Genomic DNA, 24,653 nt, shown 5'->3' on the forward strand with positions numbered 1-24,653 from the left:
GACGACCGCGACGACCGCGACGGTGCCTTCGTGAACGGGCTGTCCGACGACGGCGGCTTCGACGACGTCGAACTGTCCGCACCAAGCCTGCGTTCGAGTTCAGCGACCCGGGCCGTCAGCCGCTCGATCAGCGCGGCCTGGTCCGCGACCAGGCGCACGAGCTCCTCGTAGCTCGGCTGACCCGCGGACTCCACCCCCACAAACTATCCGATCTTGACCCGCCGGCCGGCAACCAGCCGAACGATCAACAGACAAGATCCGCAAGACACCCGTTCAACCGAGCTGAACAGCTACCCGGAGGCCTTCGTGCCGCTGGCCGAGCAGGCCGGGCTGATGCGCATGCTCACCATCGAGGTGCTGGAGATGTCCCTCGCCCAGTGCCGGGCGTGGCGCGACACCGGGCTGGACGTCACCGTCGCCGTCAACCTCGCCGCGTCCGACCTGCTCGACCTCGCCTTCCCGGACCAGGTCCGCGGACTGCTCTGCCAGTACGGGCTACCCCCCTCGGCACTGGAGCTGGAGATCACCGAGACCACGCTGATGCGCGACCTGGTGCGCTCCGCCGCGGTGCTCGGCGAGCTGCGTGAGCTCGGCGTACAGATCGCCGTGGACGACTACGGTACGGGGTATTCGTCGCTCGCATACCTCCAGGAGCTCCCCGTCGACATCCTGAAGATGGACAGATCCTTCGTCACGAAGCTGGAGGACGGATCCCGGGCTCGCCGGCAGAAGGCCGAGGCGATCGTCCGGTCCACGATCGGGCTCGCGCACGAGCTCGGCCTGCGGATCGTGGTCGAGGGGGTCGACAGTGCCAGCACGCTCGCGAAGCTGCGGAACTACGGGTGCGACCTCGCCCAGGGCTACTTCATCGGCCGTCCGCGGCCCGCCGACGAGGTCACGCCCATGCTGACCGTGCCCGCCCCCACACCTGTGCCCGCTCCGGCACCCGCGGGGGTCGCCGGGCCCGCGGCCGTGGCCATGTCCCCCTCCGCGGCCGCGGTGCTGACCCCCCCGGTGCAGTGCTGACCCCGCTGCGCGCATGCTGACGCCGCCCGCGCCCAAGCCCCCGAGGTCCGGCTGGGACCATCCGGTGCTGGCGCGCTACCTCGACCAGGCCGCGCCGGACGGACCGGTGGCCGCCGGTGGTGGAATGGCGCCGGCCACCCTGGTCGGCGCCTACCGCCAGGGTGCCTTCCCCTGGCCCACCGACGACCCCGAGGCCGCGGAGGAGCTGCGCGCGGCACTCGGCATGGCGGTCACCCGCGGGATGATCCCCCGGATCCCCTCCCCGGCGGGAGGCGGCGGCTCCCCGGCGGGAGGCGGCGCCGCGACCGAAGCCGATCTGCTGGATCCGCCGTGGTGGTGCCCCGACCCGCGGACGGTGCTCGCCCCGGGCGAGATGCGGATCCGGCGCTCGCTCGTCATCCGGATGCGCAACAGCAGCTGGACCAGCACGGTGAACCAGTGCTTCGTGGACGTCGTCCGTCACTGCCGGCGCGAGGGCCCGCACCAGTGGATCACCGACGAGCTGGTCGAGGGCTACGCGGAGCTGCACGCCCTCGGCTGGGCCCACAGCATCGAGATCTGGGACGACGACCGCCTCGTCGGCGGGATGTACGGGGTGCTCGTCGGGCGGATCTTCACCGGCGAGTCCATGTTCCACCGTGCCTCGGACGGGTCGAAGGTCGCCCTCGTCGACTTCCTCGACCGGTTCGGCCGGGCCGGCGGAGTGCTGCTCGACGCGCAGCTCACGACGTCCCACCTGATGTCACTCGGCGCCCGCGAGGTCCCGCGGGCCGAGTTCCTCGCGACGCTGCGGACCGTGCGTGACGACGAGGTGCGCCTGGAGTGCGGGCGGCTGCCCGTCTCCCGGCTGGCGCCGCCACGCAAGCCGCCCCCGGCCCGGCTGCGGCACACCGCCCCCCCGAGCGGGTGACCGGAGCGCCCGCCGGGCCGCTGCCGCCGGGTCAGACCTTGCGCAGGACCATCGCGAGGTTCCAGGTGACGACCTCGCGGGCACCGGGAACCCGCAGGACCACCTTCGCCCAGTCCGGGAGGTAGCGCGGCATCGCGTCGACCACGACGACGTCCGAGCGCTGGCGGGCCCAGGCGAGGGTGCCGGCGACCGACACCGGGAACAGCGTCTCGCCGAACCGGTTCTTCGGCGCGTGCCCCTCCCGCTTCCGGAAGCGCTCCGCTGCCCGGTGGCCACCCAGGTAGTGCCACGGCGCCGTCTCGTGCCCACCCCACGGTGACAGCCAGTTGGTGTAGCTCAGGAAGATGAGCCCGCCGGGGCGCGTGACCCGGACCAGCTCCGAGCACATCCGCCACGGGTCCGGAACATGCTCGAGGACGTTCGAGCTGTAGCACAGGTCGATCGAGCCGGAGCGGAACGGCAGTTCGAGGGCGCTCCCGCGGATTCGGCCCGGCACCTCGATACCGCCGGCCTCCATCTCGGAGACGTCGGGCTCGACCCAGTAATAGCGGGCGCCCGCGTCGAGGAAGGCCGACCGGAAGTAGCCGGGGCCACCGCCCACGTCCAGCACCAGTTGGCCCGAAAGCGACGTGTACCGGGCCAGCTGGCGGACGGAGTCGGCCGCGATCAGGGAGTAGAAGCCGGCCGGGTCGACCGGCTCCTTGCGGTGCGCCTTGAAAAGGGTGACCGACCGGGACAGGCCGAAGCCGGAATAGGGCAGGTTACGCAGAACCGGCGGGCCCTCGTAGGCAGGCCTGGTCGGAGCCGACGCGCTCGATGTCGCGCTGTCCGAAGCGGAGGCGGTCTCAGGCATGCGGGGACGATAACACCACGCCCGCACGGGGATGTCCCTGCCGTGGCCGCACCGGCGGCTCCCTTCCCGGAAGGTCCGGCCCGCCTGGAACATCCCGGCGACTGGTTCTCCCGGCCGGTCGGATCAACCCCGCCGCACCGCCGGGCACCCACCGGAACCACCGGGGGGCCGTGCGCGGCCTCCCGCCCTGGGCCGACCACCTGGCCGGGCAGCCGCCTTCCGCCCTGCCGGGCAGCCGCCTTCCGCCCTGCCGGTCGGCTACCCGCCAGTTCTCCGGACCGCTTGTCCAGCCACCCGTCCAGCTTGTCGGACCACCCCCCGGATGGCCGACGGCCTGCACCCCCGACTGCACCCCCCGATCGGAACGCGCCGGCCGGACAGCCGTGAATCCGCAGGCCGGGCGCCCGCGCCCCGGAGTGGCGCCCGCCCTCGGAGTTCGGCCGACCCGGTCGCGCACCGCACGCGCCACACCGCGCGGGCGCCGCCGACCGCGCAGTGGCGCCGAAGAAAACAGGAAACGAGTGGAAAGCGCCGACGACAGCAGCTATTGTGCGTATGTAGTTCTTCGCCACGCGTTACGCCCACCGCATTGCCATACGGCGGCCCGGGCGGTCTTTCGTCGATTCTTCTTGTTTCCCGCGCCCCCGGAGACAATGTTTTCGGGGATCTATGAGAGGCCGGTGACGGCGATGACACCCCCGGTGTGCCGACCGGGCCCGGAAGTCGGGCCCGGATGACGCAGACCTCGGATTCCCTGCCCTCGACCATCGAACCGCTGCGCACACCGATCGCCAGCGCTCCGATACCCGGGCCGGCGCTGGGCGCGGGTCTGCGACGGGTACTGGCCCGGCCCTACGGGGTCATGGCCGAGCTGGACCGCATGCGCCGCCAGTCACCGTTCTACGACTCGCGGGTGGATGAAATCGATCGGCGCCGCATTCGAATCGGCGGCCGCTGGCTGATCGATTTCGCCTCGTGCAACTATCTGGGTTTCGATCTGGACCGTGAGATCATCGCCGCCGTTCCCGAGTATCTCGATCTCTGGGGAACGCATCCGAGCTGGTCACGTATCATTGCTAATCCACGACTGTTCGTGGAGATTGAAGAGGCTCTCACCGAGCTGCTCGGCGCACCCGACACCCTGCTGCTACCGACCGTCAGCCATATTCACCTGTCGGTGCTGCCCGCACTTGTCGGCCAGGGCGCGCTCTTCGTCGAGCTGCACGCGCACAGCTCGGTTCACGACGGCGCGACGATGGCGGTCGGCCGGGGCGCCACCGTGCGCCGCTTCCGGGAGGAGCGGCTGGACCGGCTGGAACGCGCGCTACGTGCCTGCACCCTGTACCCGCGGGTTGTCGCCGTCGACGGGGTGAACAGCATGACCGGCAACGGGCCGCGGCTGGCCGAGCTCGTCGCGCTCGTCCGGGAGCACGAGGCGGTCCTCTACGTCGACGACGCGCACGGGTTCGGCGTCCTCGGCGAGCGCTCACCGGCCGAGCCGACGCCGTACGGCCTGCGCGGCAACGGCATCGTCCGCCATCTGGGGCAGAGCTACGACGACGTCGTCATGGTCGGCGGGTTCTCGAAGTCGTACTCCTCGCTGCTCGCGTTCGCCACCTGCCCGACCGAGCTGAAGGACTACCTGAAGACCATGGCCAACCCGTACATCTTCTCCGGGCCGCCCCCGGTGGCGTCGCTCGCGACGGCGCAGGTCGGCCTGCGGGTCAACGCCGAGCGCGGCGAGCAGGCCCGGTCGAGGCTCCATGCACTGACCGCCCGCGTGCTCACCGGGCTGCGCTCGCTCGGGCTGGCGACCCTGAACCGCTCCGGCCATCCGATCATCGAGGTACCGCTCACCGACCCCGCCCACGCGGACGCGCTCGGCGCCCACCTCTACGACCGGGGCATCTACGTGACCGTGGCGCCCTTCCCGGTGGTACCACGGGACCAGGTCGGAGTCCGGGTCCAGGTGACGGCCGCGAACACCGAGGAGGAGATCGACATCCTGCTGGACGTCCTCGACGACGCTGCCCGGCTCTTCCCCCTGCGCCGCCTCGACTGAGCGCAGGCGGAGAGGACGTCAGATCAGGCGCAGCTGACGGCCGGCCGAGCGGCGGCGGGCCCGGGCGGCGTCGGCCGGCGAGCCGGCCCGCTTCTCCAGGTGCCGGCCGTCGATCGCCGCCAGGAACGGCGACGGGCCGGTCTCCACCGGCTCGCCGCCACGGCGGCGCCGCGCGGCATGGGTGAGGACCAGCCGGCGGCGGGCCCGGGTGATCCCGACGAAGAACAGGCGCCGCTCCTCCGCCTCCCCGTCCGTCTCCGCAGCGGGGGGTGCGGCGCCCCACCGCAACGGCAGCAGGCCCTCCTCGCAGCCTACGATGATCACCATGTCGAACTCCAGGCCCTTGGAGGCGTGCAGGGTCAGCAGGGAGATCCGGTCGGCGCGCGGGTCGAGCCCGTCCACCTCGGTGCCGAGCGTGACCGCGGTCAGGAAGGCCGCGAGATCGTCGCCCGCAGCCGCGGCGGGTGGGGTCAGCAGCTCGACGGCACGGCGGATCTCCGCCGCGGTCGGCAGCCGGCCCGGGCCCGGCTCCCGCTGTGGCCCGGCCGCGGTCCCCTCGCTGCCGAGGACGGAGTCCGCCGCGTCCGCGAGGTCGGCGAGACGGGCGGCGGCGTCCCGCAGCAGTGCGGTCACGGCACGCGGTGCGGTCACGGCACGCGGTGCCGCCTCGTCGCCGTCGCGCAGGTCGGCCAGCAGGGCCGCGACGGCCGGCAGGTCCGCGAGTGGGGTGTGCGAATGCTGCCGGAAGGGGAACCCGCGCCGCAGCAGTGCGTCGACGATCGGCTCGGCCTGCCGGGACGTCCGGTAGAGGACCGCGATGTCGGCGAAGGACAACCGGCCCCGCTCCGAGCCGTCCACGCCCGAGTCGAGAGCGTGGAACGATGTGCCGCCGAGGGCCTCCTCGACGAGCTCGGCGACGACGCCCGCCTCGTCCGCCTCACTCGCGCACCGCCGGACCACGACGGGGCTGTCCTCGTCCGCCGCGGTCACCGCGCGCAGCTCCCGGCCGGGGACGAACGTGCTGGGCGCGATCGCGTCCAGCGCCGCCCCGACGATGGTCGGGGTCGAACGGTAGTTGCGGGTCAGCGAGACCCTCCGGGTGCCGGGGCGATCCTGCGCGAAACGCAGGAAGAAGCCGACCTCCGCCCCGCGGAAACTGTAGATGGCCTGGTCGGGGTCGCCGATCGCGCACAGGTCGCCCTCCGGCGGGCAGAGCTCGCGCAGCAGCCCGTACTGCACCTCGTCGATGTCCTGGAACTCGTCGACCCAGACGTGGCGCCACCGCTGCTGGTACTCACGGGCCAGGTCCGGCGCCGACCGCAGGAGCCCGAGCGGGAGGGTCACCAGATCGTCGAGGTCCACCATGTTGCGGTCGCGCAAAGCGGCGTCGTACCGCGCGAGCGCCCCGGCGGACGGGTGCTCCCGGTAGGACTGGCCGAGCGCGCGCCGCCGTTTGAGCTCGGCCAGCGCGGCGATGGCGCGCCCGCGGGCCACGGCGCTGCCGGCGCCGTGCAACGCCTCGTCCACCAGCTCGGCGCGGACGGCGTCGTCGGCCACCTGCACCTGCGGTGCGCGCGCGAGCGCCCCGTGCCGCTCGCGGATGATCATAAGCCCGAGCCCGTGGAACGTCGTGGCGGTCACCCCGGCCCCGTCCGGGCCGAGCAGGGGGTCGAGCCGCTCCCGCAGCTCGCCGGCGGCGCGGCGGGTGAACGTCACGGCCAGGCACTGCCCGGCGGGCACCGACAGCTCCCGCACCCGGTGGGCGATGGCGTGCACCAGCGTGCGGGTCTTTCCGGTGCCCGGCCCGGCGAGGACCAGCAGCGGGCCGCCGGAATGCTCGGCCGCTCGGCGCTGGTCCGGGTCCAGTCCGCCGAGGGCGGAGCGGGGGCCCTCGTCGGATCCGCCCGCGGTGTCCGATGCGGTGCTGGTCGGCAGCGACTGCGGTGGCTCCCCCGACCGGAGGGTGAGCGGCTCCGGGGCCTCACCCACGTCGGCGGCGAGTGCACTGGGGCGTCGTCCGGCGGCCCGGCTCCGCCGGCCACGGCCCGGTGCCGGCGGGCCGGCGTCGAAGAGGGTTCCGGCGTCGGCGCCGAGCTCGCCGGGCTGGAACAGCCGGATGACGCCGTACTCGCCGTCGTAGCCGGCCTCGCGGATCACCTCACCGCGGCGCAGGCGCCCGATGCCCTCCACCAGCGTCGGCGAACCAGCCTCGGCGATCGCGTCGAGGGGGACGTCCGAGAGGATGCCGAGTTCTGGCCCCAGCCGGGACACCAGCGCCGTGACCTGGGTCGCAACGGACTTGCTCTTGGGCCCGACACCGAGGATCTCCCCGACGATCTCGGGCAGGGCGACGAGCGAGGTGACCTCGCCGGCCGTGTCGGGCCGCCGCGACTCGGTCCGGTCGGAGAGCGTGTCGACCCGGTTGAGCACCCCGACGGTCAGACCCCGCCCGCAGGCGGGGCAGATGCCGCCGAGCGCACGGGTCTCGTCCGGGGTGAGCGCGACACCGCACCTGCGGTGCCCGTCGTGGTGGTACTTCCCCTCCTCGGGAAAGAACTCGACGGTGCCGCCGAAACCGTCGCCGGTGCGCAGCGCGCGCAGGATCGAGAAGTAGTCGGGCTCGCAGGTGAAGGCGGTCGCCTCCCGGCCGAGCATCGGCGGGGAGTGCGCGTCGGAGTTGCTGACGAGTCGGTACCGGTCGAGCCCGGAGATCCGCCAGAACATCTCCGGGTCAGCGGAGAGCCCGGTCTCCAGCGCGAAGACCTCGTCCGCGAGATCGGCATAGCAGTCCTCGACCGCGTCGAAACCCGACTTCGAGCCGAGAACGGCGAACCAGGGCGTCCAGACGTGCGCCGGAACCAGGTAGCAGTCCTCACCGCCACCGAGGGTTATCTCCAGCAGGTCGCGGGAGTCCAGGCCGAGGATCGGGCGTCCGTCGGCGGCCAGGTTGCCGATTCGGGCCAGTGCGGACGTGATCCGTCCGGCCGACTCACGATCGGGTGCGTAGAGAAGGTGATGGACCTTTCTGGTGCGCTCACCACGCTTGTAGATCGTGGAGATCTCGGTGGAGATCATGAATCGCGTCGCGGTGCGGCACGATGCCGGCAGCGTCGCGAGGACGTCGCGCTCCAGGTCCGGACGCAGCCGGAACAGCCCGGGCTCCGCCGGCACCAGTTTGGTCGCCAGCTCCTGCGACCAGGCCGGATGGGTGAAGTCGCCGGTACCGACGACGCGGATGCCTTTCCGGGCCGCCCACCACGCCAGGTGCTCCAGGTCGCAGTCGCGGCTGCACGCCCGCGAGTACCTGGAGTGGACGTGGGTGTCGGCAAAGAACCGTGACCTCACGGATGCGTATGTTGTCGCATCCCACTTCCGGGCCAGGCGGCGGCACGCCGGTGGACACGCCGACGGACACGTCCGGTGCCGGAACCGACCACGGACGGACCACAGCCAGCCACGCCGATCCGGCGGCGGCGGCGCCGCACCACCACCCGGCCATCGCGGTCGGCCAGCCCGCCCCCTGAGCCAACTGTGCATGCGGACGAGTGCCGCATTCAGCGGGTCGCGGCGGCACCGTCCTGGTTCGTCCGGGAGGCTTGCACTAGTTCCCGTACCGGTTGCTCCGGTACCGGAACGATCGGAACAGGGCGTTCGCGACGCCCCGTCACGAGTTCCGCCGCCGGCACGCGCCGGCCGGAATCGGGGAGAGACATGACGACGGACTCGGGAACGGCGGATTCGGGCTTGGTGGACGCGAGTGCCACGGACACACCGAAAGGCACGACGGACGGCACGGAGAGCCGTCCCGCCCGTGCGCCCGCCCGCCACACCGCACGCGGAACAGGCGGAACAGGTGGCGCCCCCCTGCCGGGCGATGAACCCGCCGCCGACGCCCACGCCGCCCACACCGCTCCCGACCGCTCGGCCGACGCCGCCGGCAGCGGCGGCGGTGACACCGCCGACACCACCGCCGCCGGCACGGTGAACACCGCCGACACGGACGGCTCCCAGGACGGCGCGGAGACCCCCGGGGACGGCCGGCCGGGCAGCGCGGTGGACCTGGAGGCGCTGGCGGCGGCCCGGCACGAGCGACAGGCCGCGTTGACCGACCGCTGCCACCGTCTGGTCCGCTTCCTGCACGAGGTCGCGGTGTCCCAGTCCGAGCAGGTCGTCGACGTCCACGAGAACCCGCTGGTGATCTGGCTCGCCGATCTTCCGGCGGGGCTCTCCCTGTTCGAGAGCGCCGGGGCCGGCGAGGTCCTGCTCGAGGCCCCCGCGGCAGCGCTCCTCCCGCCGGCGCCGCCGCTCCCCGACATCCTCCGCGGCCGGGTGCGGCTGCCCGTGCGCGGCGCCGACGTCACCGCCGGGCTGCCGCAGGACGGCATCATCCTGCGCGGCCCCGTGCCGCCGGTCGACGTGGACCTGACCGCGGCGCCGGTCCTCGTGTACGACCTGCCCCCGCTGCCACCCACACCACCGTCACCCACACCACCACCGCCGACACCACTGCCGCCGGCGCCTCCGGCCGGGACGCCGGGCGGGACGCCGGGCGGGACGCCGGGCGGGACGCCGGGCGGGCACGAGAGCGGCCCGGGCCACGACGACCCCGCCGGATCGGGGGAGGCCAACGGCCGCGGACCGGCCCACGGCAGCAACGGCGCCGCGCCGTCGCCGAACGGTCGGGCGCGCACCTCGCCGAACGGCCAGGGCCCCAACGGGTCCCAGCCGGCCTCCGGGAACACGCCCCGGCCCGGCAGACCGGCCGGTCCTGACCCCTCCGCCGGCACGGCGAACGGCTCGGGGAAGGGTTCCGCGGCCGGCAACGGCGCGGTGTTCGTGAAGGGCACGGCGTCAGCGAACGGCGCGGGGGCGGCCAACGGCACACCCCCGACCACCAGCACACCCTCGGCCAACGGCGCGGCCTCCGCCCACGGCGCGGCCGCGAGTGGCGCGGGGTCCGGTCCGGCCCGGGTGGGGCAGATTCCCGCCGACGTCGCCGCGGCCTTCGCGGAATGGGCCGGGGCCTGGCAGGTGTGGAGCTCGCGGGCGCGCGCCGACGCGGACCGCCGCCACCTGCACACGACGCTGTACGGGGTGGCCCAGCGACTGGCCCAGGAGGGCGACACCCTGGAGCTGGTGCTGGCCACCGGTCTGCTCACCTGGTGGCTGCCCCGGCCGGTCCGCCGGCACCTGCTCGTCACCCGGCTCGTGGTGGAGACCGACCCGATGACCTCCGCCGTCCGGCTGCGGGTACCGGCGGGGACGTCCACCCGGCTGGAGGACAGCTCCTTCCTGGACGGCATCGCCGCGTTCCGCCCCGAGCGGACCAACGCACTGCACGAACGCCTGCGCTCACGGGACGCCACCCCGCTGGGGGCCGACGACGAACGCCTGCTGCGGGACTGGCTGACCCTCGCGCTGGATGGTCCGACCGCGGGATACCGGCCCAACTGGCCACCGCCCGGACCGGGGGGCCCCAGCGCCTCGGTCACTCTTGCGCCCGCGCTCGTCCTGCGCAGCCGGGGGCAGGCGGCGCTGCTCAACTACTACGAGCAGATGCTGGACGCGCTGCGCGGCGACGGCCTGCCGCCGCTGGGCCTCGCCCAGCTCGTCGAGACCCTGGACACCACCGAGCGACTGGCCTGGCTCGCCACGGCCGCCGCGACCGCCGCGACCGGCACGGCCACCACACCGGCCCTCCCCAAAGGCGGCGCGGCCGCGGACGAATGGCTCTCGCCGCTCCCGATCAGCCCGGAGCAGGCCCGGGTCATGCGTCGGCTGCGCATGGACAACGGGGTCGTGGTCGAGGGCCCGCCGGGCACCGGCAAGACCCACACCATCGCCAACCTGATCAGCGCGCTGCTGGCCGAGGGCCGCCGGGTCCTGGTGACCAGTCAGAAGGGCCAGGCGCTGCGGGTCCTGCAGGAGAAGCTCCCGCCGGAGCTGCGCCGGCTGTGCGTCTCCCTCACCGAGGACGCCGACAGCGGCGCCGGGGAGCTCGCCACCAGTGTGAGCGCGCTGGCCGCGCAGAAGGCCGTCTACGACGCCGGGTCCCAGGACGAGCGCATCCGGACGGCGCGCCAGCGGCGCGACTCGGCCGTGGCCGAGCGGGATCGCATCGCCACCGCGGTCGCGGCGCGCCGGGCCGCCGAGTGGCGTCGCCACGGCACCTACGAGGTGGGAGCCGGCTGGTCGGGAACCCGGGCGGAGATCGCCGCCCGGCTGCGGGACGAGGCGGGCGAGCACGGCTGGATACCCGTGCCGGTGCCCGGCCCGGAGGGTGGCGGCTGGCCCCGGACCCCCCTCAACGACGCGGAGGCCGCCGAGCTCTGGCGGCTGCTGACCACGCCCGACCCGCAGCCCACGGCCGCGGCCCGCGCCGCCGCCGCGGGTCAGCCGGGCGGGGCGGATGCCTCGGCCGGGCCCGGCGACCCGTCGTCCCCGCCGACCTCTCCCCTCATGATCACCATTGCCGGTCGGCTCGTCCGGACAGCGGCGCCAGGGATACCCGCCCATCCTGCGCAGGGGGCGGGCCAGGGGAGCCCGCCCGACCAGGGCGGGCCGGGGATCTCCTCGACCGATCTGGCCAGTACCGGCGGACCATCCGATCCCCCGACCGTGCCATCCCCGATCACCTCGGCGATCGCGCTGTCGGCGCTGCGCGAGCAGCGGGCCTTCGGGCTCCCCCCCGAACTGGGCGAGCTCCCGACCCGGTCCGAGCTGACGGCGCTGGCCTACGCCGAACGGGGGGCGCTGCACGCCGCCGAGTCCGCCGAGCACTCCCTGTCCCGGCAGGCTGCCGCGATGGTCCCGGTCCTCGCCGACGTGCTGACCCGCGCGGGCGACGAGGCCGCCGACCGGCTCGCCGCCGGGGTGGACGCCGTACTGCGGGCCGCCGACGTCATCAGCCGCCTCGCCGTCCGGCAGCCCTGGGTCACCGACGCGCTCGCCGATGCCTTCGCCGGCCGCGCGGCCGTGCTGTGGACGAAGGTCGCCGCCGCCGCTCCCGCGATCGCCGAGGCCACCGCGGCCGTGGTGGAGCTCGGCCTGCACCGGGTGGAGCTCCCGCTCGACGAGGACGGTGCCGGCCCCGACGCCACCACCCTGCTCACCTGCGGTCTCGCCCTGCGTGAGCACATGGAGGCCGGTGGTGCGCTGCGCCGCTTCTTCCGCTCGAAGGCCCAGAAGGACGCCGGCCTGCTGCTCGAGCACACGGCGGTGGACGGCGTCCCGCCGCGCACCCCGGAGCTGCTCGACCTGGCGCTGTGCCGGCTGCGGGCCGAGGTCGCGCTCGAGGCGGCGACCCGGGCCTGGTCGCTGCTGAGCGTCAGCCCGAACCCGACCGCGGAGCTGGAGGTGCGGCTCGCCCGCCTCACCGAGGCGCAGGACGCGGCGCGTGCCATCGACGCTGCCGTGGCCGCGCGCGACCGGCTGGCCGCGCTGCTCGACGCCCTCGGCGCCCGGGGCATCACGCTCGACTCCCCCGGCGCCTGCGTCGACGTGGGCGCGGCGGCGAACGCGCACCGGCTGCGCCAGGCAGCGACCGCCGCGGGCTCCCAGCTGCGGGACCTCACCGCCGAGCTCGTCGCGGCCGCCGCGCAACCGGACGCCGTCGACGAGCTGGCGCTCCTCGCCGTCGCGGTCGAGGCCCGTGATCCGGGCGGCTACGTCGGGGCGCTGGAGGCGACGGCCGACGCGCTCAACGGCCGCGCCCGCGCGCGTCGCCGCGACGAGCTGCTGGGGCGGGTCCGGGAGGCACACCCGGTGCTGGCCGAGATGCTGGTCGCCGGCCGCCGGCTGGCCGATGTCACCCCGGAACAGTTCGAGTCGTTCGGGCGGGCGTGGTCCCACGCCGTCGCGGCGACCTGGCTCACCCGCGTCCGCGCCACCGACCAGGCCGATCTGGACGCCGGCCTCGACGCCGCCGACCAGTTGGTCGCCTCGGCGACCGCCGAGCTCGCCGGGGCGCTGGCCTGGAAGCACTGCCTGGAGCGGATGGGCACGGAGCAGTCCGCCGCTCTGCGCGCCTATGCCGACGCGATGGCCGCCGGCGGCCGGTTCACCGGCCGGCACTCCGAGCGGTACCGGCAGGCCGCCCGGGAGGCGATGCGGATCGCGCAGACGGCCGTCCCGGCCTGGGTGATGCCGATCAGCGAGGTGCTGTCTACCATCCCGGCGGTCCGCGACAGCTTCGACGTGGTGATCGTCGACGAGGGAAGCCAGGCCGGGCTGGAGAGCCTCTTCCTGCTGTGGCTGGCGCCCCGGGTGATCGTCGTCGGTGACGACCGGCAGTGCACCCCGCCGGACGCCTCCGTCGAGGAGCTCGAGCCGGTCTTCAACCGTCTCGACACCCTCCTGCCGGACGTCCCGAGCTGGCTGCGGGTCGGCTTCACCCCGCGGTCGAGCCTGTTCTCGCTGCTGCGGACCAGGTTCGGCGACGTCGTGCGGCTGCGGGAGCACTTCCGCTGCATGCCGGAGATCATCGAGTGGTCGTCGGCGATGTTCTACCGCGACGCCCCGCTGGTGCCGCTGCGCCAGTTCGGTGTGGACCGGCTGGCCCCGCTGCGGGCCCAGTTCGTCCCGCACGCCTACACCACCGCCACCGACGACGGCCCGCGTAACCCGATCGAGGCGGAGGCCCTGGTCACCCAGGTGCTGCGGTGTGCCGAGGACCCGCGCTACCGCGGCCTGAGCTTCGGGATCGTCGTCCTGCAGGGCACCGCGCAGGCGGAGCTCATCCGCTCCGAGCTCACCGCGCGGATGTCCGCCGCCGAGCAGCTGCGCCGCCAGCTGCGGGTCGGCTCGCCGCCGGACTTCCAGGGCGACGAGCGGGACGTCGTCTTCCTCTCGCTGGTCATCGCACCCGGCACGTCCACCACCTCGCTGACCCGGCTGGAGTACCAGCGCAGGTTCAACGTGGCCGCCTCCCGCGCCCGCGACCAGGTGTGGCTGTTCCACTCGGTCTCCACCACCGACCTGGACCCCGGCGACCTGCGGCACAGCTACCTCAGCTACGTCCTCGCCCACTCGGCGGCGGCACCGCTGGACGGTGCCGCCGCCCCGCTCACCACGTCCGAGGTGAGCCCGGTGCTGCCGCACCCGCGGTTCGACTCGCTGTTCGAGCAGCGGGTCTTCCTGGCGCTGGCCTCCCGCGGATACCACGTCACGCCCCAGGTCGAGATCAACGGACGCCGGTTCGACCTGGTCGTCTCGGGTGGACGGGCCCGGCTCGCCGTCGAGTGCGACGGGGACGCCACCCGTTCCACCGAGGACGTCGAGCGGGACCTGAGCCGCGAGCGCGAGCTGCGCCGGGTCGGCTGGCGGATCTGGCGGGTACGGCGGTCAGAGTTCGAGATCGACCAGGAGGCGGCGCTCGCGCCGCTGTGGCCCAGGCTCGCCGCCGCGGGGATCCTCCCGGCCGTCACGGCGCCGACGGTGTTCCCGCCGGCGCACGCGGACCCGTCCATGCTGGTGACCCAGCTCCTCGCCGCACCCGCGCAGGCCCGGCCGGTACCCCCCGCCGGGGAGGCCGCGCAGGCCTCGGGTGATGAGCCCAGGCCGGGCCTGCTGCTGCCGAGCACGTCGGCTCCCGGTCACGACACCCCTGCGGGCAGCGCCGACCCGGCTCCGTCCGAGCGGTGGCGTTCTGGTTCCGCCCCGGGCACCGGCCCTGCCCAGAACGGACCTTCTCCGGCGGCCCCCGGAACGTTCGGCACGCCCGGCCAGCTCGGTGCGGGCTGGCCGACGTCGGGCGGCTCACCGACCGGCTGGGCCTCGGTCGGGACCTCGCCCAGCGTCTATCCGGGAATGCGCAACCTGGTCTCAGGAGCGGACTCCTGGCCGGAGGTGCCTTCCGCGCCGGAGACGCCCGCCCGCACCCACGGCGGCATCCAGCCCCACGGCGGCATCCAGCCCTACGGCGGCATGCCCCCCTCGGGGGATGCCACCGCCAGGCAGTCCACCGCAGGGGCCTCCACCGGGGGGACCGGGGGGACCGAGAGCACCCAGGCGGGCGGTGCGACACCGTCCGAGCAGCCCAGGAACACCGACCCCGTGCCGCCGGCCCCCGAGGTGCCCCCGCTGCCGGCACCCGACACACCCGGGGCCGCCGTCCCCGCCTCCGGGCCAGGGGGCACCGGCCCATCCGGGGCACCCTCGGTACACGCCGACGCGGACGAGCGCCGCCAGCGCTGGCGGCCCATCCCCCTCTCGGAGCTGGAGGGACTGGACGACGCTCCCCCGACCGCGCTCTGACCCCGGTCAGCGGGGCTGCGCACCACCGGACGGGCGACTGCCGGCGGGAGCAGCGGGAGCGGCGGGGCCTGCAGGGCCGGCGGAGTCCGCGGCCGGCGGCCGGTCCGGAGCGGCCCCGGCCCCGGCCCCGCCGCGGCCCGGTACCTCCTCCGCACGGTTCCGCTGCGCGGCGGCGGCCTGCTCCTGGCCCGAAGACCTGCCCTGTTCCGGCAGCCGCGCCGAGCCGGAGGGCTCGACCAGGTCACCGGCCGGCGGGGTCTGCTCCCGGTCGGGCTCGGCGTCGGAGCCGCCGACGATGCGGGCGAAGCCGGCCCGTGGAAGGCGTGCCTTGACGGGGGCCGGCTCGGTGAAGTCCGCGCGGCGGATCCGGCAGAACGCGGACCCGTAGCCGGCCGCCAGCCGACCGGCGCCGAAGTCCGCCGCTGCCGCCAGGTAGGCCATCGCCTCCGCCCGGTCCAGACCGATCTTCGTCTGCAGAAACGTCACCGCCGCCCGGGCCGCCCGGCGTGTCGCCTCTCGCGGATCCGGGTCGAAACCGGCGGTGATCCACAGCTCGTCGGTCTCGATGAACGGCTCCCGCAGCGCGCCGAGCGCGCTGGCGGCGGCGGCGTCCCGCAGGGTGATCAGCCGCAGGGTGGCGCGCAGCGGCCCTTCCAGCGCGGTCGCGCCGATCATTCCGTCCCGCAGTGAATAGTGCGGATCGCCGACCGCGAACAGCGCACCCGGGACCTGGACGGGCAGGTAGAGATGCGTACCGGGCCCGAGGTCGCCACAGTCCAGAGCCCCGCCGTAGACACCTGCCGACAGCGAGGTGACGGTGCTTTCGGCGACGTCCGAAGCCACCGCCATGATGCCCAGGCACGGGTTGAGCGGGAACCGGACCCGGCCGTGGTTACCGCCCGGCAGGGCGGCGAACAGCCGGCCCCGGCGGCGCTCGACCGCGCAGAACGTGGTGACCGTCCGGAAGCCCTGCCAGCGCCGGGCGTCGGCGTCGAGGGCTGGGGCCGCGGTCTCGGGGAACTCGCCCGCGAGCAGGCCGGAGCCGTGCCGGGTCGAGATCATCCCGTACCGGGCCCGCGGGTGCAGCGAGAGGATGTCGACCCGCAACACGTCGCCCGGCTCGGCACCGCGCACCGACACCGGCCCGGTCACGACATGCGATCCGTCTATGCCGTAACGATGCGGAATGCCGGAGGCGGCGATGGCGCGAGCATCCTCGAGTACTTCCGACGACACGACTCCGAATCCGCTGAGAAAGGCGTCCGGATCACGACCCTGATCTTCGAGAATGCCTTCCTGGCTTACCGTGTCGATAGTGACGGAAGTGCCCGAGTCAACGCTCAGCACCGGCCGCGTGCGCGCGGTCGGGAGACAACCCCAGCTGACCGTCTCCGGGGTCGAGGGCAGATAGTGCCGACCCTCGATCTTTCCTCGTCCTGGCTGCAGGGCCACTCGCGCTCTACCCGCGCCGGCGCGTGGCCGGACCGAGCCGGCGACCTGCGCGGGCGCTGAACAGCAGAGTCGCCGCCGGGCATCCCGGGCTGGATGGCCGCTCGGTGGCGGTTACAGCGGGCGACCGGGTGGCCCGCGCGACCGGGCCGGAAGCCGGTCGCCGATGACGGCGATATGGGCGCTGCACGCGCGTCAGAGTCGCAGCGACACATGACGGCGAGATGTCCTCGATGTTGCAGTCGACGTCATTTCCTCGGTAAACCCTGCTCCCAGCCCTGTCCCGCTTCCCGGATTCGGCCCCGGTGCCCGCCGGCCGGCTAGCGTGGCGATCGATGTGCACTTCTGGACCGGACGCGGACGGTTCCGCGCCGACCGGCGGCTCCGCCACAGCTGACGGCGCTGCGTCACCAGGCCGCACCGCGGCACCGACAGTCGCGGATCTCGGCGAGTTCGGCCTCATCCGGGCCGTCACCCGCCGCCTGCCGACCGGCCCGGACGTCCTGCTGGGCCCGGGTGACGACGCCGCGGTCGTCGCCGCCGCCGACGGCCGGGTCGTCGTCACCACGGACCTGCTCATCGAGGGCCGGCACTTCCGCCGCGACTGGTCCTCTCCTTATGAGGTCGGCAGGAAGGCCGCGGCGCAGAACCTCGCCGACATCGCCGCGATGGGCGCCCGCCCGACCGCGCTGGTCGTCGGCCTCGGAGTACCCCCGTCTCTTCCCGTTTCCTGGGCCGAGCGGCTCGCCGACGGGCTGCGGGACGAGTGCGACCTCGCCGGTGCGTCGGTTGCCGGCGGCGACGTCAGCTCCGCGGACAGCGTCCTGCTCGGTATCACCGCTCTCGGCGACCTGGCCGGACGGGCGCCGGTCCGCCGTGACACCGCCCGTCCGGGGGATCTGGTGGTCCTCGCGGGCCGGATCGGCTGGGCCGAGGGAGGCCTCGTGCTGCTGCGGAAGTACGGCCCGGACGGGCCACCGCACGGACTGGACATCCCCGGCCAGGCCGACCTGATGGACGCGCACCGACGGCCACGCCCTCCCTACGCCACCGGGCCGCTGCTGGCATCCGCCGGCGCGCACGCGATGTGCGACGTCTCCGACGGCCTGCTCGCCGATCTCGGCCACATCGCCGCCGCCTCGGACGTTCGCATCGACCTGGACAGCGGCCAGCTACCGGTACCCGGGCCGCTGCGGGCCGCGGCCGCGGCGCTCGGCGCCGACCCGCTGGTGTGGGTGCTGACCGGCGGGGACGACCACGCGCTGGTCGCCTGCGTGCCCCCCGCCACCGAGCTGCCCGCCGGCTGCGTGCTGATCGGCCGGGTTCTCCCCCGCGCCGGCCGCGCCGGCCACTCCGCCGGCCTCGGCCCGGAGCGCGGCGTCGTCCTCGTCGACGGACGCGGCCACCGGGACAGCGCCGGCTGGGACCATTTCGGCCAGGCCGGCGCCGCGGCGGCCGGCAGCTGACGGCCACCCGGCCACCCGGCCACCCGGCCACCCGGCCACCCGGCCACCCGGCCACCGTAGGCCAGGAGGACGGGCCAGGACGGCGCACCCGCAGGCCACGCCCCGGGGCTGGCCGACCGCTGGAAAACAACGTGCCCCACCCTCCCGAAGGAGGGCGGGGCACGTGAAGTTAGGTGCCGGCCCGCCAGGTCGCCTCGCGGCGCGACGTCGCACGTAGCGACTCAATTATGGGTCCGGGGGCCATGATACGGACCGGCACTGCCCAGTCTAACGCCGCACCGACCGTTGCTGTTCCCGTCCGCGAACCCCCGACGGAAGTCCGGGCGGATCCGTCGTTCCGGGGCGACCGGGCTGGTCAGGCTGTACCTCCGTGGGTGAGGACGAGGGTGCCGACCTCGTCGACCATCCCCGCCCAGCCGCGGCGGACCAGGCAGGTCGACTCGGCGAACTCCACCACGGCCGGGCCGGTCACCACCTCGCCCGCCCCCAGCGCGGCCCGCGGGATCACGTCGATCCGGTGCCACTCGCCGTCGGTCCAGGCCCGCCGGTGGCCACGGCGCGCCGACGGGTCGGCGGGCGGCGCGACCGGGACGGGACGCGGGCCGCCCACCGTCACCACGAGCCGCACCGCGACCGTCTCGATCTCACGCTCCGGCGCGATGTGCCCGTATCGGCGCAGATGCTCCGCCTCGAAGGCGGTACGGACCGCCTCCGCGACGCGGCTGGCGGCCACCCCTTCGTCGACGTCGATCGTCAGCTCGTGGGACTGGCCCACGTACCGGCAGTCCACCCGGCGCTGCAGGGTGACCTGCCCCGCGGGCTCGGGCCCAGACGCGGGCGCGGGCGCGGCGTCGGGTCCCGACCGGGGCGGCTCGGTGCCCGCGACGAGTTCGGCGAACGCACCCGCCAGGTCGACCGCGCCGAGCCGCCCGAGCAGCGGGCGGGCGTGATCGCGCCGGACGTCACCGATCGCCAGCCCCAGGGCCGACAGGACCCCCGCGGCCAGCGGCACCAGGACCCGGGTGATGCCGAGCTCGTCCGCGAGCGCGCAGGCATGTGTCCCGCCCGCGCCTCCGAAGGCGACCAGGACCAGCTCCCGCGGGTCGATACCGCGCTCGACGGAGACCACGCGCAGGGCACGGGTCATCTCGGCGTCGGCGACGGCGACGACACCCGCCGCGGTCTGTTCCGGGGTGAGGCCGAGCGGCTGCCCCAGGTCGCGCAACGCCGCCTCGGCCGCCGCCCGGGAGAGGATGAGCTCGCCACCGAGCCCCGCGCCGTCAGCCAGGTAGCCCAGGTAGAGGTCGGCGTCCGTGACGGTCGGCCGGGTTCCGCCCCGGCCATAGCAGGCCGGGCCGGGGTCGGCGCCCGCCGAGCGCGGGCCGACCCGCAGCGCCCCGCCACCGTCGACCCAGGCGATGGACCCGCCGCCCGCGCTCACCGAGTGGACGTCCACCGCCGGCAGCATGACCGGGACGCCGGCGAGGACCGACTCCGAGGTGGTCAGCGCCTGGCCGCCGAGGACCGGCGCCACGTCGGTGGAGGTCCCGCCCATGTCGAAGGTCAGCAGATCGCGCACGCCGGACAGCCCGGCGATGTAGGCCGCTCCGACCACTCCACCGGCCGGTCCGGAGAGCACGCACCGGGCGGCATGGCTGGCGGCCTCGGACAGCTCGGCCACCCCGCCGGACGACTGCATGATCGCCGGGACGGTGAGGCCGTGGCCCGCGCACCGCCGCTCCAGCTGCCGTAGGTAGGAGGAGAGCCGCGGGGTCAGGTAGGCGTCGGCGGCGGCCGTGGTGAACCGCTCGTACTCGCGGAAGACCGGCAGGATCTCGCTGGAGGCGACCACCGTGACCGCCGGCAGCCGCCGGCGCAGCGCGTCCGCCAGGATGCGCTCGTGCCCGGGATGGGCGAACGAGAACAGCAGGCAGACCGCGACCGCCTCCAGACCGGGGACGGCCGCGACCTCCGCCACCACCCGCTCGACCTCGGCCGCGAGCAGGGGCTCGATCACTCCGTCCGGGCCGCACCGCTCGGCGACGGTGAAGCGCAGCTCGCGCGGAACCAGGCTCGGCGGCCGGTCCCTGGTCAGGTCGTAGAGCGACGGCCGGTTCTGCCGCCCGATCTCGATCACATCGCGGAAGCCGCGGGTGGTGACCAGCGCCGTACGCGCGCCGGCCCGCTCCAGCAGCGCGTTCGTGGCGACGGTCGTCCCATGGGCGAACGCGCCGACCTCGGGCCCGGCCAGTGCGGCGGCGGCCACCGCGGCCAGCACACCGCTGGACGGGTCCGCCGGCACCGAGGGCACCTTGGCGAACCGCAGCGCCCCGTCCCGGTCGACGGCGACCAGATCGGTGAAGGTGCCGCCGACGTCGACCCCGAGACGGACCCGGCCGGTCGATGGCTCCTCGTGATCGGGCACTCGGCCTCCCGGCTTCCCAGACATACGGCGGCTCCACGCCCCCGGCGCCCCGGCCGCCGTGGCTGCCAGCTGCGCCAACTGTCACCCAGAGCAACATCAACAGCGGACTGGGCGCCCGCCGGGCCCGGCGCGGTGGACTGGTACAGAACCACCCGAAGAGTCTCTTCGTGGCCTTCCCTGCGCCAGCCGGTGCCGCGCCGCGGGCCGGGACCGTGACCTGGCCATTGCCGCCGGCACAGGCAAGATTACCGGCGGCGGCCGGCTGGAGCGCCACTCCGTGCATCAATGCGCAATACGCACGGAAAACGTCAAATGTGACGCGACGCCGAGCGGCCCAGCTTCTGGGGGTCCGTCCACAGCGGGTAACCTGAGCAGACGGTAGCGAAGGGCCTGCGAACAGGCCGAGATGTACACCGTGGATAGAGGCGATTGGCCCCGTGACAGCACCGACGGTACCCGCGTCAGAACCTGACTTCGGCCCCAACGAGTGGCTGGTCTTCGAGATCTATCAGCAGTACCTCGAAGACCCGGAGAGCGTCTCCCCTGAGTGGCGCGAGTTCCTCTCGGACTACCGTCCGGTGAACCCGCCCACCGGGGACGCGCAGGCGAGTGAAGCCGCCGCCCCCGGCTCCGTGTCACCGCCGCCGGCACCGGCGCCCTCGGCCCCCGCCGCGCCAGCGGCGACGGCGGCACCCACGGCACCGGCACCGGCAGCGGCCTCCGCGGCAGGGGCGGCGACGGCCGCCACACCAGCCCAGCCCCAGGCACCGGCGGCGCCGCGCCCGGCCGCGCCCGTCGCGGCCGGCGCGCGGACACCGCTGCGCGGCGCCTCCGCCCGCGTGGTCTCCAACATGGAGACCTCGCTGAACATCCCGACCGCGACGTCCGTGCGCGCAGTGCCCGCGAAGCTGCTGGCCGACAACCGGATCGTCATCAACCGGCATCTCGCCCGGTCCAGCGGCGGGAAGATCTCCTTCACGCACGTCATCGGCTACGCCATGGTCAAGGCCCTCGTCGACCACCCGGCGATGAACGCCTCCTACGCCGAGGTCGACGGAAAGCCGACGCTGGTCCAGCCCGAGCACGTGAATCTCGGGCTCGCCATCGACCTGGTCACACCCAAGGGCCGCCAGCTCGTCGTCGCCGCGGTGAAGAAGGCCGAGACCCTCGACTTCAGCCAGTTCTGGCTGGCCTACGAGGACCTCGTCCGCCGGGCACGGACGAACAAGCTGACCATGGACGACTTCGCCGGCGTCACGATCAGCCTGACCAACCCCGGTGGTATCGGGACGGTGCACTCCGTCCCGCGCCTCATGGAGGGTCAGGGTACGATCATCGGCGTCGGCGCCATGGAGTATCCGGCCGAGTTCCAGGGCGCCTCCGAGCAGACCCTGACGAAGCTCGCGATCTCCAAGATCATGACGCTGACCAGCACGTACGACCACCGGATCATCCAGGGCGCACAGTCCGGCGAGTACCTGCGGCGCATCCACCAGCTACTCCTGGGCGCCGACGGGTTCTACGACGAGATCTTCAAGTCGCTGCGCGTGCCCTACGTCCCGGTCCGCTGGCTGCCCGACATCTCCGCGCACCACGAGGGCGACCTCGACCACGGCGCCCGGGTACTCGAGCTGATCCACGCCTACCGGGTCCGCGGCCACCTGATGGCCGACACGAACCCGCTCGAGTTCGCGATCCGCAGCCACCCCGACCTGGACATCATCGGTCACGGCCTCACCCTGTGGGACCTCGACCGCGAGTTCCCGGTGGGCGGCTTCGCCGGGCAGCGCACGATGTCGCTGCGCGACGTCCTCGGCGTGCTGCGCGACTCGTACTGCCGCCGCGTCGGCATCGAGTACATGCACATCCAGGAGCCCGAGGAGCGCACCTGGATCCAGGCCCGGGTCGAGCGCTCCGCGGAGCGGCCGGACCCGGCCGAGCAGCTCTACGTGCTGGAGCGTCTCGGCGCCGCCGAGGCCTTCGAGTCGTTCCTGCAGACCAAGTACGTCGGCCAGCGCCGTTTCTCGCTGGAGGGCGCGGAGTCGACCATCCCGCTGCTCGACGAGATCCTCGGCCGGGCGGCGGAGGCGACCCTCGACGAGGTCGTCATCGGCATGGCGCACCGCGGCCGGCTCAACGTGCTCGCGAACATCGTCGGCAAGTCCTACCGGCAGATCTTCGACGAGTTCGAGGGCTACGTCGACCCGCAGACCGCGCACGGCTCCGGCGACGTGAAGTACCACCTGGGCGCCGACGGCGTCTACACCGACCGGGAGGGGCGCGAGGTGCCCGTCTCGGTGGTGGCGAACCCGTCCCACCTCGAGGCGGTCGACGCCGTCCTCGAAGGTGTCGCCCGGGCCAAGCAGGACGTCCTCGACAAGGGCTTCTCGGGTTACACCGTCCTGCCGGTGCTGATCCACGGTGACGCGGCCTTCGCCGGCCAGGGTGTGGTCGCCGAGACGCTGAACCTCTCCCAGCTGCGCGGCTACCGCACCGGTGGCACCGTCCACGTCGTCATCAACAACCAGGTCGGTTTCACGACGTCACCCACGTCGAGCCGCTCCTCGGTCTACGCCACCGACGTGGCGCGGATGGTGCAGGCGCCGATCTTCCACGTCAACGGGGACGACCCGGAGGCGTGCGTGCGGGTCGCGACGCTGGCGTTCGCCTACCGGCAGGTGTTCAACAAGGACGTGGTGATCGACCTCGTCTGCTACCGCCGGCGGGGCCACAACGAGATGGACGAGCCGTCCTTCACCCAGCCGCTGATGTACGACACCATCGCCTCGAAGCGCTCGGTGCGCAAGGTCTACACGGAGGCCCTGATCGGCCGCGGTGACATCACCCGTGACGAGGCCGAGCAGGCGATGAAGACCTACCGGGCCGAGCTGGAGAAGGCGTTCACCGAGACCAGGGAGACCACCCCCCGGCCCACCCCGCTGCCCCGGATCGTCACCACCCCGGCGGAGGCGGCGGCCGCGGCGGCGGTCACCACGGCGGTGTCGCTGGAGACGGTCAAGAAGATCGTCGATGCCCAGGTCACCCTCCCGGACGGGTTCGTCATGCACCCGCGCCTGCGGCCGCAGATCGAGCGCCGCCCGCAGATGATCGAGAGCGGCACCATCGACTGGGCTCTCGCCGAGACGATCGCGTTCGGCAGTCTCCTGCTGGACGGCACCTCCGTCCGGCTCACCGGCCAGGACAGCCGCCGCGGCACCTTCGGCCAGCGGCACTCGGTGCTCGTCGACCGGTACACCGCCGCGGAGCACACCCCGCTGCGCACGCTGCGCAACGAGGACGACTCGAAGGTCGGCACCTTCTACACCTACGACTCGCTGCTCTCCGAGTTCGCGGCGATGGGCTTCGAGTACGGCTACTCGGTGGCCCGGGACGACACCCTGGTGCTGTGGGAGGCGCAGTTCGGCGACTTCGCCAACGGTGCCCAGTCGATCATCGACGAGTTCATCTCGGCCGGTGAGGCGAAGTGGGGCCAGCGGTCGTCGCTGACGCTGCTGCTCCCGCACGGGTACGAGGGCCAGGGGCCGGACCACTCGTCCGCCCGCCCCGAGCGGTTCCTGGCGCTGTGCGCGGACGGCAACATGACCGTCTCCGCGCCGTCCAGCCCGGCCAGCTACTTCCACCTGCTGCGCCGGCAGGCGCTGTCGCCGGTGCGCCGTCCGCTGATCGTCTTCACACCGAAGTCGATGCTGCGGCTCAAGGCGGCGGCCTGCACCGTCGAGGACCTCACCGGTGGGGCCTGGCAGCCGATCATCGACGACGCGGCGGTCGGCGACCCGGCCAGCGTCCGGCGGGTGCTGCTGTCCGCCGGCAAGGTCTACTACGACCTGGCCGCGGCGCGGGAGAAGCGCAACGACTCGCAGCGCTTCGCTCTGCTGCGGGTCGAGCAGATGTACCCGACGCCGGGGCCGGAGCTCGCCGCGCTGCTGGCACGGTACCCGAACGTCACCGACATCGTCTGGGTCCAGGAGGAGCCGGCGAACCAGGGCGCCTACCCCCACATGGCGCTGAACCTGCCCGAGTCGCTGCCCGACGGGCTGCGGCTGCGACGGGTCTCGCGGCGGGCGTCGGCCGCCCCGGCCTCCGGGTCGTCCAAGGTGCACGAGCGGGAGCAGGCGGCACTCGTCGAAGCCGCCTTCGCCGACTGACCCCACGCCGGGCTGGCCCCGGCGAAACGGGCTGGTCCCGGC

Annotated in this window: 11 protein-coding genes; 6 read left to right on the plus strand and 5 right to left on the minus strand. The window is 73.9% G+C overall.

From position 1 onward, the window contains the following. A partial coding sequence (locus B207_RS40935; RefSeq protein WP_407671329.1) for a DUF6444 domain-containing protein occupies positions 1–200 on the minus strand: 200 nt, incomplete at its 3' end. A gap of 106 nt (positions 201–306) precedes the next feature. Between B207_RS40935 and B207_RS31880 the strand changes: the two genes are divergently transcribed. Next, on the plus strand, positions 307–1,026 hold the full coding sequence (locus B207_RS31880) for an EAL domain-containing protein (protein WP_018634453.1): 720 nt from the start codon (positions 307–309) through the stop codon (positions 1,024–1,026). Positions 1,027–1,039: 13 nt separating this feature from the next. Further along, complete coding sequence (gene aat, locus B207_RS0100015) at positions 1,040–1,936, plus strand: leucyl/phenylalanyl-tRNA--protein transferase (protein ID WP_026310500.1); 897 nt, start codon at positions 1,040–1,042, stop codon at positions 1,934–1,936. Positions 1,937–1,967: 31 nt separating this feature from the next. Here the strand turns inward: aat and B207_RS0100020 are convergent, their stop codons facing one another. Further along, a complete protein-coding gene (locus B207_RS0100020) occupies positions 1,968–2,705 on the minus strand; it encodes a class I SAM-dependent methyltransferase (protein WP_026310501.1) in 738 nt (245 codons plus the stop codon). Positions 2,706–3,522: 817 nt separating this feature from the next. On the opposite strand from B207_RS0100020, the gene B207_RS0100025 reads away from it, so the two are divergent. Beyond that, positions 3,523–4,851 carry an aminotransferase class I/II-fold pyridoxal phosphate-dependent enzyme gene (locus tag B207_RS0100025; RefSeq protein ID WP_018634456.1) on the plus strand — a complete coding sequence of 443 codons (1,329 nt, stop codon included), beginning with the start codon at positions 3,523–3,525 and terminating at the stop codon, positions 4,849–4,851. Positions 4,852–4,869: 18 nt separating this feature from the next. Here B207_RS0100025 and B207_RS0100030 read toward each other — a convergent pair whose 3' ends face one another. Then, positions 4,870–8,196 carry a UvrD-helicase domain-containing protein gene (locus B207_RS0100030; protein WP_018634457.1) on the minus strand — a complete coding sequence of 1,109 codons (3,327 nt, stop codon included), beginning with the start codon at positions 8,194–8,196 and terminating at the stop codon, positions 4,870–4,872. A 366-nt stretch (positions 8,197–8,562) separates the two neighbouring features. Between B207_RS0100030 and B207_RS0100040 the strand changes: the two genes are divergently transcribed. Further along, a complete protein-coding gene (locus B207_RS0100040) occupies positions 8,563–15,105 on the plus strand; it encodes an AAA domain-containing protein (RefSeq protein ID WP_026310502.1) in 6,543 nt (2,180 codons plus the stop codon). A 6-nt stretch (positions 15,106–15,111) separates the two neighbouring features. Here the strand turns inward: B207_RS0100040 and B207_RS31885 are convergent, their stop codons facing one another. After that, positions 15,112–16,257, minus strand: coding sequence for an acetamidase/formamidase family protein (locus B207_RS31885; protein WP_018634459.1), 1,146 nt, complete (start codon positions 16,255–16,257; stop codon positions 15,112–15,114). Positions 16,258–16,889: 632 nt separating this feature from the next. On the opposite strand from B207_RS31885, the gene B207_RS0100050 reads away from it, so the two are divergent. Continuing rightward, complete coding sequence (locus B207_RS0100050) at positions 16,890–18,020, plus strand: thiamine-phosphate kinase (protein ID WP_018634460.1); 1,131 nt, start codon at positions 16,890–16,892, stop codon at positions 18,018–18,020. 355 nt (positions 18,021–18,375) lie between these two features. On the opposite strand, the gene B207_RS0100055 is transcribed toward B207_RS0100050, so the two are convergent. Continuing rightward, on the minus strand, positions 18,376–20,469 hold the full coding sequence (locus tag B207_RS0100055; protein WP_051102291.1) for a hydantoinase/oxoprolinase family protein: 2,094 nt from the start codon (positions 20,467–20,469) through the stop codon (positions 18,376–18,378). A gap of 413 nt (positions 20,470–20,882) precedes the next feature. Between B207_RS0100055 and B207_RS0100060 the strand changes: the two genes are divergently transcribed. Continuing rightward, complete coding sequence (locus B207_RS0100060; RefSeq protein WP_026310503.1) at positions 20,883–24,611, plus strand: multifunctional oxoglutarate decarboxylase/oxoglutarate dehydrogenase thiamine pyrophosphate-binding subunit/dihydrolipoyllysine-residue succinyltransferase subunit; 3,729 nt, start codon at positions 20,883–20,885, stop codon at positions 24,609–24,611. Positions 24,612–24,653 lie beyond the last annotated feature (42 nt).

This window comes from Parafrankia elaeagni (assembly GCF_000374165.1).
Lineage (GTDB): Bacteria > Actinomycetota > Actinomycetes > Frankiales > Frankiaceae > Parafrankia > Parafrankia elaeagni.

Bases quoted from the DNA above. Each gene is read 5' to 3' on its own strand.
- B207_RS0100055 (WP_051102291.1), bottom strand. From the start codon at position 20,469: ATGTCTGGGAAGCCGGGAGGCCGAGTGCCCGATCACGAGGAGCCATCG.
- B207_RS0100025 (WP_018634456.1), top strand. From the start codon at position 3,523: ATGACGCAGACCTCGGATTCCCTGCCCTCGACCATCGAACCGCTGCGC.
- B207_RS0100040 (WP_026310502.1), top strand. From the start codon at position 8,563: ATGACGACGGACTCGGGAACGGCGGATTCGGGCTTGGTGGACGCGAGT.
- aat (WP_026310500.1), top strand. From the start codon at position 1,040: ATGCTGACGCCGCCCGCGCCCAAGCCCCCGAGGTCCGGCTGGGACCAT.
- B207_RS0100050 (WP_018634460.1), top strand. From the start codon at position 16,890: ATGTGCACTTCTGGACCGGACGCGGACGGTTCCGCGCCGACCGGCGGC.